We start from the raw sequence: 12,735 nt of genomic DNA, 5'->3' as shown, positions 1-12,735 counted from the left end.
CGATTTTTAACGCCGTATTGCCGAGCGCAGGTAGTTTTCGTACAAAGCCTAGGGGCGCCACCGACTATAGGGCCGTGACACGCCGATGACAAGTCTCCGGTTCAGCAAAGGCTGATATGTAAGCCCTTGTAATACGAGGGCTGCCGGGTGAGCAAGCGCCCACACCGGCGAATTGGACAGGAAAAGGGCCGTTATTCCATGAACAGCCGGTAGGCGACGTTGTCGGTTTCCTTCCAGAAGCGGTAGCCGATCGCCTGGAAATGCTCCTCCACGTGGCAGCGGTCGCCGTTGGGCACCTGCATGCCCACCAGCACCCGACCGTAGGCGGCACCGTGATTGCGGTAGTGGAACAGCGAGATGTTCCAGTCGGCCGGCAGATGGGTGAGGAAGTTCATCAGCGCGCCGGGGCGTTCGGGGAATTCGAAGCGATAGACCTCCTCCTCGAAGTGCGCCTTGGGCCGACCGCCGCCGAGGTGGCGGATGTGCAACTTGGCGAGTTCGTTGTCGGTGAGGTCCTCGACCGGATAGTCGGCCTCGCGCAGCTTGCGGATCACCTCGGCCCGGTCGTCACCACCCGGCTTGACCTGCACGCCGACGAAGATGTGCGCTCGCTCGGCGTCGGCATAGCGGTAGTTGAACTCGGTGACCATGCGCCGGCCGATGGTCCGGCAGAACTTCTTGAAACTGCCCGGGCGCTCGGGGATGGTCACCGCCAGGATCGCCTCGCGCTGCTCGCCCAGCTCGGTGCGCTCGGCGATGTGCTGCAGCCGGTCGAAGTTGGTATTGGCCCCGGAATTGATGCACACCAGGGTCTCGCCCTGGGCACCGGTCTGCTGGACGTACTTCTTGAGGCCGGCCAGCGCCAGCGCGCCCGAGGTCTCGGCCACCGCCCGGGTGTCCTCGAAGGTGTCCTTGACCGCGGCGCACATCTCGTCGGTATTCACGGTGATCACGCCGTCGATCAGGTCGCGGACGATGGCGAACGGCACCTCGCCGATCTGCGCCACCGCCACGCCTTCGGCGAACACGCCGACCTGGTCGAGCACCACGCGCTCGCCGGCCTCCAGCGCGGCCTTCAGGCAGGCGCTGTCCTCGCTCTCGACGCCGATCACCTTGACCTCGGGGCGCAGGTACTTGACGTAGGCGGCGATCCCGGCGATCAGGCCGCCGCCGCCCACCGGCACGAAGATCGCATCGAGGCGGCCGGCGTTCTGGCGCAGGATCTCCATGCCCACCGTGCCCTGGCCGGCGATCACGTCGATATCGTCGAAGGGCGGGATATAGGTGTAGCCGTGCTCGGCGATCAGCGCCTGGGCATGCGCCTGGGCCTCGCTGAAGGCGTCGCCCTTGAGGACCACCTTGGCCCCCCGGGCGCGCACCGCCTGGACCTTGATCTCCGGAGTGATGCGCGGCATCACGATCACCGCCTTGACGCCCAGTTGCTTCGCCGCCAGCGCGACCCCCTGGGCGTGATTGCCCGCCGAAGCGGCGATCACGCCCTTGGCCTTCTGCTCGTCGCTGAGCTGGGCCAGCTTGTTGTAGCCACCCCGCACCTTGAAGGAGTAGACCGGCTGGAGGTCTTCGCGCTTGATCAGAATCCGGTTGTCGAGACGGCGAGACAGGAAATGGGCGGGAGAAAGGGGGGTTTCGCGGGCCGCTTCATAGACGCGGGCCTGGAGTATCTTCTTGACGGTGTCTTCGAGCATCCTGTTTTTCCTGGAGAATCGCGCGTCGCGTGGGCATTGCGCCCGGCATGGAGAGAACCCCTATTGGTAGCAGAAGCGACGGCGACTCGTCCAGCGCGCCGCGTTGCCGGGCGCGGCCGGCCATCTACAGCGGGCGACGGCTCGCCTATAATGCGCACGCCATTCACCAGCGAGCCCTGACATGAGCCAAGACGCACTCAAGCGCGCGGTCGCCGCCGCCGCCATCGATGAAATCCGGCCCCTGCTGACCGCCGACGCGGTGATCGGCGTCGGCACCGGCTCCACCGCCAACTGCTTCATCGACGCCCTGGCCGCGTACAAGCACGACTTCCGGGGCGCGGTGGCCAGCTCCGAGGCCACCGCGCAGCGCCTCAAGGATCACGGCATCGAGGTGTTCGAGCTCAACCACGTGGGCAGCCTGCCGGTCTACGTCGACGGCGCCGACGAGATCAATGCCCGGCTGGAAATGATCAAGGGCGGCGGCGCCGCGCTGACCCGCGAGAAGATCGTCGCCGCCTGCGCCGAGCGCTTCGTGTGCATCGCCGACGCCTCCAAGCGGGTCGAGGTGCTGGGCGGTTTTCCGCTGCCCATCGAGGTGATTCCCATGGCCCGCTCCTACGTTGCCCGCGAGCTGGTCCGGCTCGGCATGACCCCGGTCTATCGCGACGGCGTGATCACCGACAACGGCAACCAGATCCTCGACTGCTTCGATGCGCTGTTCGAGGAGCCCGCGCGCACCGAGGCCGAGCTCAACAATCTGGTCGGCGTGGTCACCAACGGCCTGTTCGCCCGGCGTCCCGCCGACGTGCTGCTGCTGGGCACCGAAAGCGGCATCGAACGCCACACCCGCTGAGCCCCGACCCCCGCGGTTCAGGCGAGGCGGTTGGCGCAGGGCGACCCGTCACGGAAGGCGAGCAGGTTCTCGCAGGTGACCTGGGCGATCTCGTCGAGCGCCTCGGCGGTGAAGAACCCTTGATGGCCGGTCATCAGCACGTTGGGGAAGCTCGTCAGGCGGGCGAAGAGATCGTCGTCGATGATCTCGGCCGAATGATCGCGGAAGAACAGCTCGCTCTCCTGCTCGTAGACGTCGATCGCCAGCGCCCCCAGGCGTCGCGCCTTGAGGGCCTCGATCACTGCCGGAGTGTCGATCAGCGCCCCGCGCGAGGTGTTGACCAGCATCGCCCCCGGCTTCATGCGTGCCAGCGCGTCGCCATCGATCAGATGGTGGGTCGCGTCGGTCAGCGGACAGTGCAGCGTGACGATATCCGAGGCCGCGAGCAGGTCGTCGAGGGCCGCGCTCTCGCCCCAGGCGGCGAAGTCGGGGCTGGGGTAGGGGTCGAAGCCCAGCACCCGACAGCCGAAACCGTGCAGCAGGCGCGCCATGGCCAGGCCGATACGCCCGGTGCCGACCACCCCGGCGGTCTTGCCGAACAGCGTCTCGCCGAGCAGGCCATCGAGGGCGAAATTGCCCTCGCGAACGCGATTGTAGGCACGGTGGGTCTTGCGGTTGAGGGTCATGATCAACGCCATGGCGTGCTCGGCGACCGCCTCCGGCGAGTAGGCCGGCACCCGGGCGACGAACAGTCCCAGTCGCCGCGCGGCTTCGAGATCGACGTTGTTGTAGCCGGCACAGCGCAGCACCACCGCCTCCACGCCCGCCGCGTGCAGCCCGGCCAGCACCGCCTCGTCGAGGCTGTCGTTGACGAACACGCAGACCGCCTGGCTGCCGTGGGCCAGCGCCACCGTCTCGGCGTTCAGCGCGGCCTCCTGGAAGTGCCACTGGATACCGGCATCGGCGAAGCGTGTCTCGCGCATCGCCTCCAGAAAGCGCCGATCGTAGGGCTGGGTGCTGTAGACGGTCACGTGCATGACGGACTCCTGGATGTTCATGAAGTTTTCAGCCTAATCGCGATCGCGTTTCGCGGTCAGCGACCGGACGCCGCAGCCTCGGAACCGGACGGCGGCGTGCCGCCCGACGCCGCCTCGATGTAAGTGCCAACTTCGGCCAAGGTCCTGGCCAGAGCGCCGCGGTTGTCGTCGACCACGGCCTGACCGGCGGCGCCCAGCCGGCGCCGTTCGTCGGGGTCGTCGAACAGCGCGATCAGGGCATCGCCGAGCGCATCGCCATCGCTGACCTCGCAGCGCGCGTTCGCCGCTGCCAGGGTGTCGGCGATCTCGCGCAGGTTGTCGAGCTGGGGGCCGCTGAGTACCGGCGTGCCCAGCGCCGCCGGCTCGAGCAGGTTGTGGCCGCCGACCGGCACCAGCGAACCGCCGACGAAGGCCAGATCGGCGGCGCCGTAGAAGCGCATCAGCTCGCCCATGGTATCGCCGAGCAGCACCGCGGTATCCGCCGTCGGCGTCTCGCCGCGGGAGCGCCGGGCCAGCGACACGCCCTGCGAGCGGCACAGCTCGGCGACCGCCTCGAAGCGCTGCGGGTGGCGCGGCACCAGGACCAGCAGGGCCTGCGGATGGGACCGACGCAAGCGCGCATGAGCGGCGAGCACGGCTTCGTCCTCGCCGGGATGGGTCGAGCCGGCGACCCACACCGGGCGCTCGCCCCACCGCGAACGCAAGCGCTCACTATCGGCACGCAGCCGCTCGTCGACCTGCAGATCGAACTTGAGCGCGCCGGTGACCACGACCCGTTCGGACGGGCAGCCCAGGGCCCGGAAACGCTCGGCGTCGAGCGAGGACTTGGCGCCGACCCAGGCCACCTGCTGCAGCATGCCATGCGACAGCGCGGCGAAGCGGCGGTAGGTGTGAAAGGCGCCCTCGCTCAAGCGGCCGTTGGCGAGCAGCACCGGCACCGAACGCTGGGCACAGGCCTCGAGCAGGTTGGGCCACAGTTCGGTCTCGGCGACGATCGCCAGCGTGGGCGCCAGCCGATCGAGGAAACGGCGTGTCGCCCCGGGGAAATCCAGCGGCAAGAAGTAATGACTCACTTCGCCTCTGAACAGCGAATCCACGCGCTCTGCGCCGGTGGCGGTCATGGTGGTCACGATGATCGCGGTCGCCGGATAGCGCTGGATGAGGCCGCGGATCAGCGGCGCGGCGGTGACCACCTCGCCGACCGAGGCGGTATGAATCCAGAGGCGCGGCGCCGGCGCCTGGCGCGGAATGCAGCCCAGCCGCTCACGCCGCGGATGACCGGGCGCCGACTCGCGCCAGACACGCCAGCCGATCAGCGGAGCCGCCAGATAGAGGACGCCGCTGTAGAGGCGTCTGGCGAGCCGGGGGTCGAGCATGCTCAGCGCTCGCGGTCGAGGATGGTGCCGATCATCGCGGTGGTCGAGACGCCGTCCTCGAAGCCCAGCACGCGCACCTCGCCGCCGTTGGCGATCACCGCTTCGCCGCCGGCGATCGCCTCGGGGCGATAGTCGCCGCCCTTGACCAGCACGTCGGGCAGCACCGACTCGATCAGCCCCGCCGGGGTGTCGTCGTCGAAGGGCACCACCCAGTCCACGGCCGCCAGCCCGGCGAGCACCTGCATGCGCCGCTCGAGCGGGTTGATCGGTCGTCGCGGCCCCTTGAGCCGGGCCACCGAGGCATCGTCGTTGACCGCCACGATCAGGCGGTCGCCGAGCCGCCGGGCCTGCTCGAGATAGGCGACGTGACCGGCGTGGAGGATGTCGAAGCAGCCGTTGGTCATCACCACCCGCTCGCCGCGGGCCTGCGCCGCGCGCACCGCCTCGACCAGGGCGGGCGCGGCGATCACCCCGAACTCGGCGAGCTTGTCGCCGTGCAGGGCGGTGTAGAGCTCGGCGACCGACAACGTCGCGGTCCCCGGCTTGGCGACCACCAGCCCGGCGGCCAGGTTGGCCAGGGTCATCGCCTCGGGGTAGGCGTGGCCGGCGGCCAGCGCCAGTCCCAGCACGCCGATCACCGTGTCGCCGGCACCGGTGACGTCGAAGACTTCACGGGCCCGGGTCGGCAGGTGCAACGGGGCGTGGCCCTCGCGGATCAGCGTCATGCCCTTTTCGCTGCGGGTGATCAGCAGCGCCTCGAGTTCGAGTTCGGCGCGCAGCCGCTCGCCCTTCGCGGCGAGCTCGTCGTCGTCGCGACAGGCCCCGACCACCGCCTCGAACTCGGTGAGGTTGGGGGTGATCACGCTGGCCCCCCGGTAACGGCGGAAGTCGCTGCCCTTGGGATCGACCAGCACCCGCTTGCCGGCGGCGCGGATCGTCGCGATCAGCTCCTCGACGCGATTGAGCGTGCCCTTGCCGTAGTCGGAGAGGATCACCAGGTCGGTCTGCGGCAACAGCGCCGTCACCTTGTCGAGCAGCTCGCGGGTATCCACCTCGGCGAGGCTCTCCTCGAAGTCCAGACGAATCAACTGCTGGTTGCGGCTCATCACCCGCAGCTTGGTGATCGTTGGTACTTGCGGGCTCCGCTGAAAGTAAGCACTTACATCAGCCGCATCGAGCCGAGCCCTGAGCACCTCGGCATTGTCGTCGTCGCCGGTCAGCCCGGCTAGCGCCACGTGGCCGCCCAGCGCGGCGATGTTGAGCGCGACGTTGGCCGCCCCGCCCACCCGATCCTCGGACTCGTCGACACGCACGACCGGTACCGGGGCCTCGGGCGAGATCCGCGAGGTACCGCCGTGCCAGTAGCGGTCGAGCATCACGTCGCCCACCACCAGCAGGCGGGCCTGTTCCAGAGCGGTCAGATCGAGCTTCATCGCGGAACTCCAGCATCGCGGTCGGAAGAGCCAAGCGCCAGTACCTGCTCGATGCGAGCGATCACGTCGTCGGCGTGGATCAGGCTCATGGCGTCGGGATGGCGTACCCGCTGGCCCCAGGTGATCGACTCGGGGCGCTTGTGCAGGTAGGTACGCACGGCATCGGGATAACGGTCGACGACATAGTCGCGCCAGCAATAGGGGGCGGCACGCTGCGGATTGGTGGTGGCATAGAGCCCCACGGTCGGACGGCCCAGGGCGTTGGCCATGTGCACCGGCCCGGAATCCGGGGCGATCACCAGCCGCGCCGCGTCGATCAGTGCCAGCAGCCCCTTGAGGGAGCTGGCCCCGATGGCGTCGACGACCGCCTCGTCGCCGACCAGACCCCGGATCCGCTCGCCCATCTCGCGCTCCTGGGCGCTGCCGCCGCCGGTCAGCACGCTCTTCAGGCCGTGCTGGCTCCACAGATGGCCGATCACGCTGGCGTAGCCCTCGGCCGACCAGTTGCGAAAGTTGCGCAGCCGCGGATTGGCACACGGGCTGATCAGCGCATAGGGGGCCTCGCCGGTCAGTCGGCGGGCCTCGCTACGGGCCTCGTCGGGAATCGGCAGGTCCCACGCCAGATGCGTGTCCTCGACGCCCAGCAGGCGCGCGAAGTCCATGAACGACTCCAGCACGTGGGCCCGCGGATGCGGCGGGATCTGGCGGTGCGTGAAGCGGTACTGCCAGTCCTTGGCCCGCGCCCGGTCGTAGCCCACCCGCACGCCGGCCTTGAGCCCCAGCGACAGCACGCTGGCCCGCAGCGCCTGCTGCATGTGCAGCAGCACGTCGAAGCGGGTGTCGGCGAGGCGCCGCCAGATCTCGCGCATGCCGGCGAGTCCCGTCGCCTTGTCGTAGACCACGAACTCGACCCCGGAAAGGCCGGTCAGTAGACTGTGTTCCCCCTTGCCGATGATCCAGGTGATGCGGGCATTCGGCCACTGGCGTTGCAGAGCGCGCACGGTGGGCACCAGGTTGCAGACATCGCCCAGCGCGGAGAGTCGCAGGATCGCGATGTGCGCGGGCTGGGCAGGCAGAGGATGCTTCATGCAGTTGGCAACGTTCCGGATGGGAAAAGATTTCATTTTACATGATGCCGGCATTCTATGTGACGCACGGACGCCGCCACAAATCGGCCCCGCCTGGTTCAACGGGGCCTTCTGGCGGGCGCGGGACGCCATCGTCGGCCAGGCCCCGGGGCGGGGTGCCAGCCTGTTCGTCGACCCCTCGGTGGTGGGTGTCGCCGAGGAAGAATGGGTCCTGCGCGCCTATCGTCGCGGCGGGATGATCGCCCGCCTCAGCGAGGACCGCTACCTGTGGACCGGCCACGAGCGCTCGCGGGCCTTTCGCGAACTGCGTCTCACCGCCCGGCTCTTCGAGCGGGGCCTGCCGGTGCCACGGCCCGTCGCCGGCTGGGTCCACCGGCACCGGCTGGGTTACCGCGCGGCGCTGCTCACGGTGCGCCTCGCGGGAGCCCGGTCGCTGGCCGACTGTCTGGGCGAGGCCGACACCGCGCTGCTCGAGCGGGTCGGCGCCACGATCCGCCGCTTCCACGACGCCGGGCTCGACCACGTCGACCTCAACGCCCGCAACCTGCTGGTCACCCCCGACGAGACGGTCTGGCTGATCGACCTCGACCGCTGCCGCCTGCGCCGCCCCGGCGCCTGGCGGGAACGCAACCTGGAGCGCCTGGAACGCTCGCTGGCGAAGTTCGCCGCCACGGCCTGCTCGCCAACCATCCGCCGCGGCTATGCCGCCCGCGACGTGTCCGGGGGCGCCGGCGGTCGGGTATAATCCGCCACGTTCGACGCCGTGTCGGGCGCCTTGAGATTGCAGCCGGAAACCGCGATGACACTCAGCAAAGGACGACGCATCCTGGTCGTGCGCAACGACAAGCTCGGCGACTTCATGCTCGCCTGGCCGGCCCTGGCGTGCCTCAAGCGCGCCCACCCCGGCAACCGGATCAGCGTGCTCGTGCCCGCCTATACCGCCCCCCTGGCCGAGTGCTGCCCGTGGATCGACGAGGTGATCCTCGACCCCGGCGCCGAGGGCACGAAAGCCGCGCAACGGGCACTGCTCGAGCGCCTGCGCACGGGACGCTTCGATGCCCTGCTGACGCTGTTCTCGACGCCACGCGTCGGCTGGCTGGGCTGGCGCGCGCGCATCCCGCTGCGCCTGGCGCCGGCCACCAAGTGGGCCCAGGTCTTCTACAATCGGCGCGTCGTCCAGCGGCGCTCGCGCTCGGCACGACCGGAGTACCGCTACAACCTCGAGCTCGCCGAGTCGCTGCTGGCGGCGATGCATCAGTCGCCGCCCCGGTTGGAACCGCCCTATTGGCCGCTGGCCGCCGAGACCCGCCGGCAAGAGCGACGCGGGCTGGCCGAGGAACTGAATCTGGACCCGGCCTGCCGCTGGGCCTTCGTGCACCCGGGCAGCGGCGGTTCGGCGGTCAACCTGTCGTTGGACCAGTATGCCGATCTGGTGACGGCAATCGCCGAATCATCGAACCTCGAATCGAAGTGGGTACTCACTTTCGGTCCGCAGGAGCGGGACGCGGCCCAGCATCTGGCCGATCGCCTCCACGCGCGAGACATTCCTGCCGTGCTGCTGCCGCCCCGCGCGGGACTCACCGCCTTCGCCCGCAGCCTGGCGGCCGCCGACCTGCTGATCGCCGGTTCCACCGGCCCGCTGCACGTCGCCGGCTGCCTCGATGTCCCCACGGCAGGCTTCTACCCCGCCAAGCGCTCGGCCACGCCGCTACGCTGGCAGACCTGCAATCGCGAGACACACCGCCTGGCCTTCAGCCCGCCGCCCGGTCGCGACAGCGAGACCGACATGACCCGTATCGACATCCCCGCCGCCGCCGCCCGGATTGCCGAGTGGTGGCCGACCCTTCCCGTCGCCGGTGACGCGACATCCTCGCCCGGAGCCGTCTGATGCCTGCGATCACCGGTATCGTCATCACCCTCAATGAAGCGGACAACATCGTCGACTGTATCCGCTCGCTCAGGCGCGTCTGCAACGAGGTGATCGTCGTCGACTCGCTCAGCGAGGACGACACCGTCGCCCTGGCCGAGGCGGAGGGGGCCCGGGTCATCCCGCAGGCCTATCTCGGCGATGGCCCGCAGAAGGCGCATGGCGTGCCGTTCGCCGGCAACGACTGGATACTCGCCCTGGACGCCGACGAGCGTCTCGACGAGGACGCCATCGCCCTGATCGAGCGGCTGACACTCGACGATCCGCAGACGGCCTACGCCTTTCGCCGCAAGAACTATGTGGGCCGGCACTGGATCCGCGCGGCCGGTTTCTACCCGGATGCCGTGACCCGGCTCTACAACCGCACCACCGCCGGTTACCTGCCCAAGAAGGCGCACTCCTCGGTGCAGGCGCCGCGGGTCGAACGGACGTCGGCGCATATTCGTCACTTCACCTACGCGAGCCTGTCGCACTGGATGCAGCGCATCGATCAGTTGTCGACCCGCGATGCCTGGGCGATGAAGGAGCGCGGCGTCGCGCCTTCCTCGCTGCGCCCCACGCTGCATGCCCTGAGCGCCACGCTACGCAAGCTGCTGCTCAAGGGCGGGCTGTTCCAGGGCGCCGATGGCATGACCGTGGCACTGACCACGGCGTTTCATGCCTACATGAAGTACGCCAAGCTCAACGAGCTCTACGAGAACGAGGCCGCCCGCACCGAGGAAACATGACAGAATCGTGATCAATCTATGACAGCGCTGTGATGGGCTTGTTAATCTGGCCAGCATTGCCTGAAAGGATTCTCGCAGATGTCGATTCGACTCCCCGCCTGGCGCTGGTGGGCCCTGGCCTATCTGGGCCTGTGTGTCGGTTACACGACCACCACGGCGTTTTCCCTCCCCCACCTCTGGTCGCTGCCGGTCATCGCCGGCTGGCTGGCCCTGGCCTGGCTGTTTCGCTGGGGGGCGCCGCGCCACGCACGACGCTCGCCGAAGGCCTGGCCCTGGTCGCTGCTGCCGCTGGCCCTGTGGTGGATCTATCTCTACCTGGCCGACACCTTCGGCAAGGTCGACATCGGCGCGGTGGTCTTCCACCTGCAGGCCGGCATCGGCGAGAACGGCAGCGGCGAGCGTATCGTCGCCGGGGCGCTCTACACGCTCGCCGGCCTGGTCATGCTCGCGGTCTTCACCTGGCTGGTGCGTGCCGATCACCGCTGGCGCCTGCTCGAACGCCCGCTGGTGCTCTTCCTGCTGGCCTTCAACCCGCTGCTGTTCGGCATCACCCAGCGGGGCGCGGCGATCGTCGCCGAGGACGGCGCCTGGCTGGAGCGCCGCTACGTCCCCCCCGAGATCACGGCGACACCCACCGATCCGCCCAACCTGATCTACCTCTATCTGGAAAGTACCGAGGGCACCTATGCGGACACTTCGCGATTCGGCGATGCCTACGCGGACCTGAAGGCCCTGGGACGACGCGGGGTGGTGTTCCACGGCGTCCGCCAGCTCGACAATACCGGCTGGACGGTGGCCGGGATGATCTCCAGCCAGTGCGGCATCCCGCTGATACCGGCCGGCCTGATGGACGACAACCAGCTCGAGCCGCTCGAGCGTGTCGTGCCCGGCGTCGACTGCCTCGGCGACCTGCTGTCCGCCCAGGGTTATCAACTGGCCTTCATGGGCGGCGCGAGCAACGAATTCGCCGGCAAGGGGCTGTTCTACCGCCAGCACGGTTTCGATGAGGTGCTGGGCCGCGAGGCCCTGCGCCCGCGCCTCGACGACCCGAACTACCTCAACAGCTGGGGGCTCTACGACGACTCGCTGTTCGAGATGGCCGTGGACAAGGTTCGCCGCTTGCAGGCACGACCAGGCCCGTTCGGCCTGTTCACCATCACCCTGGCCGGGCACCCGCCCTACGGGCACCCCGCCCAGGCCTGTCTCGACAATCAGGGGCCCTTCGACGGCGAGGACATCCTCTACTCGGTGAAGTGCACCGGCTGGCTGGCGCGACGCTTCATCGACCGGCTCGACCGCGAAGGCCTGCTCGACAATACCCTGGTGGTGGTGGCCAGCGATCACCTGTCGATGAAGAACTCCGCCTGGCAGTCGTTGATCGCCGGCCCCCGGGAAAACACCCTGATGCTGCTGGGTAACGGCCTGTCGCCGCGAACCGTACACCGCGAAGCGTCGATGGTGGATGTGCTCCCCACCCTGCTCGAGGCCATGGGCTATGGCATCCCCGCGCACCGTGCCGGTCTCGGTGCCTCGCTGCTGTCGCCGGCCCGGACGCTGGTCGAACGCCACGGCGTCGAGGCTCTCAATGCCCGCCTTCACGAGGAGCGGGCGCTGCAGCAGCGATTGTGGTCGAACGGGGCGCCACCCTAGCTCAGGGTATGACGTGGCTCGGGCCAGGCGACCTCGCCCAGGTCGGGCGCCGGATCGAGCGGCCCGGGCCGCCACTCCGGCGTGCAGCCGGGTAGCGCCTCGGCGAGCCGCTCCAGCGCCTGGCTGCCCCGCGCTCCCGCGACGACCGCGTCCCACCACTGGCGGTGAACGCTTTTCACCTGGACCGGAATCGACGGCAGACCCAGGCGCTGCGCCATCGCCAGGCGATGCAAGCCGCGGTTGATCTTCAACAGCCGGCCTTCGCGGGTGACCGCCACGCCGAGGACGTCCTTGCCCCGCGTGGCATCGAAGCCGCGCAGGGTCATGTCGTCGAGGAAGCTCAGGTAGACCCGCAGGTAGGTCAGGATCCGTTCGTCCGAGTCGAGCAGAATGCCCTGTTGGTACGATGACCAGGGGCGGCCGCTCTCCAGCCGGGCGTGCAACTGGCGAAAGCGTTCGGTAAGGCGCAGATCGTGACGATGCGCGTCGATGTCGCTGATGAACCGGTAGCGCGAGCTGTGACGCAGGTCGCCCCGGCGCAGATCCCAGTCGCCGTCCCAGACGAAGGCCGATGACGAGGGCCGATGTCGACCGGTGCCCCGCCAGTCGACGCTGCGGACCAGCGCACGCGGGTCGACGTGCACGACGAGTCGCTCGCCCAGCCGCGATTCGAGGGAACGCCGCGGCAGACCCAGGCCTTCCAGCCGATCCCCCCCGGGCAGATGCCGTTCCCAGAGATGCCACCAGGACTCCTCGATGGGGATGCCGACACGGCGCTGGAAACCGTCGCGCAGGGCGGCCTGCCAGCGGGCACGCCGGACCGGCCAGCGCATCCGCGCATCGAGCAGTGGCGCGAAGGCCCTGTCTCCGCTCGGTGGAAGGGGGAGCGAGGGCGTTTCGATCCCCCGGTGGAGGAAGAAAGACATGCGTGTGACCCGGATTCCGAAGCCAATTATAG

General features: G+C 68.9%; 10 protein-coding genes and 1 pseudogene. 5 read left to right on the top strand and 6 right to left on the bottom strand.

All coding sequences use genetic code 11. The annotated features are described in order from the left end of the window. Positions 1–191: 191 nt before the first annotated feature. A pseudogene (gene ilvA / locus D0901_RS08125) lies at positions 192–1,712 on the bottom strand (threonine ammonia-lyase, biosynthetic); the annotation flags it as partial. Positions 1,713–1,887: 175 nt separating this feature from the next. Between ilvA and rpiA the strand changes: the two are divergent. Then, positions 1,888–2,559: a ribose-5-phosphate isomerase RpiA gene (gene rpiA / locus D0901_RS08120; protein ID WP_129139797.1), complete on the top strand. Its 672-nt coding sequence runs from the start codon at positions 1,888–1,890 to the stop codon at positions 2,557–2,559. Between the two features lie 17 nt (positions 2,560–2,576). Here the strand turns inward: rpiA and D0901_RS08115 are convergent, their stop codons facing one another. Genes D0901_RS08115 through D0901_RS08100 form a run of 4 tightly spaced genes read right to left on the bottom strand, consistent with a single transcriptional unit; the run spans position 2,577 to position 7,472 of the window. Continuing rightward, a complete protein-coding gene (locus D0901_RS08115; RefSeq protein WP_129139796.1) occupies positions 2,577–3,575 on the bottom strand; it encodes a 2-hydroxyacid dehydrogenase in 999 nt (332 codons plus the stop codon). A 56-nt stretch (positions 3,576–3,631) separates the two neighbouring features. Next, complete coding sequence (gene waaA, locus D0901_RS08110) at positions 3,632–4,951, bottom strand: lipid IV(A) 3-deoxy-D-manno-octulosonic acid transferase (protein WP_129139795.1); 1,320 nt, start codon at positions 4,949–4,951, stop codon at positions 3,632–3,634. Positions 4,952–4,953: 2 nt separating this feature from the next. Next, complete coding sequence (gene hldE / locus D0901_RS08105) at positions 4,954–6,384, bottom strand: bifunctional D-glycero-beta-D-manno-heptose-7-phosphate kinase/D-glycero-beta-D-manno-heptose 1-phosphate adenylyltransferase HldE (RefSeq protein WP_129139794.1); 1,431 nt, start codon at positions 6,382–6,384, stop codon at positions 4,954–4,956. Next, entirely contained in the window at positions 6,381–7,472 is a 1,092-nt protein-coding gene (locus D0901_RS08100; protein WP_129139793.1) for a glycosyltransferase family 9 protein, read from the bottom strand. The genes hldE and D0901_RS08100 overlap by 4 nt, the downstream gene beginning before the upstream one ends. Here D0901_RS08100 and D0901_RS08095 point away from each other — a divergent pair. The 4 genes from D0901_RS08095 to D0901_RS08080 all read left to right on the top strand — a co-directional run bounded on the left by D0901_RS08095 (position 7,471) and on the right by D0901_RS08080 (position 11,777). Continuing rightward, positions 7,471–8,217, top strand: a complete 747-nt coding sequence (locus D0901_RS08095) for a 3-deoxy-D-manno-octulosonic acid kinase (RefSeq protein ID WP_129139792.1) — start codon at positions 7,471–7,473, stop codon at positions 8,215–8,217. The two genes, D0901_RS08100 and D0901_RS08095, sit on opposite strands and share 2 nt — an antisense overlap. 54 nt (positions 8,218–8,271) lie before the next feature. Next, entirely contained in the window at positions 8,272–9,360 is a 1,089-nt protein-coding gene (locus tag D0901_RS08090; RefSeq protein ID WP_129139791.1) for a glycosyltransferase family 9 protein, read from the top strand. Then, entirely contained in the window at positions 9,360–10,127 is a 768-nt protein-coding gene (locus D0901_RS08085) for a glycosyltransferase family 2 protein (RefSeq protein WP_129139790.1), read from the top strand. The genes D0901_RS08090 and D0901_RS08085 overlap by 1 nt, the downstream gene beginning before the upstream one ends. A gap of 78 nt (positions 10,128–10,205) precedes the next feature. Then, positions 10,206–11,777 carry a sulfatase-like hydrolase/transferase gene (locus tag D0901_RS08080; RefSeq protein ID WP_129139789.1) on the top strand — a complete coding sequence of 524 codons (1,572 nt, stop codon included), beginning with the start codon at positions 10,206–10,208 and terminating at the stop codon, positions 11,775–11,777. Here the strand turns inward: D0901_RS08080 and D0901_RS08075 are convergent. Next, the gene (locus D0901_RS08075) at positions 11,774–12,703 is read right to left on the bottom strand and encodes a hypothetical protein (protein WP_233440381.1); all 930 of its coding nucleotides are present in this window, start codon (positions 12,701–12,703) and stop codon (positions 11,774–11,776) included. The genes D0901_RS08080 and D0901_RS08075 overlap by 4 nt on opposite strands. Positions 12,704–12,735: the final 32 nt, after the last annotated feature.

Origin of the sequence: Modicisalibacter coralii (genome assembly GCF_004117855.1) — a bacterium.
Lineage (GTDB): Bacteria > Pseudomonadota > Gammaproteobacteria > Pseudomonadales > Halomonadaceae > Modicisalibacter > Modicisalibacter coralii.
This window is presented reverse-complemented; position numbering and strand designations above follow the sequence as displayed.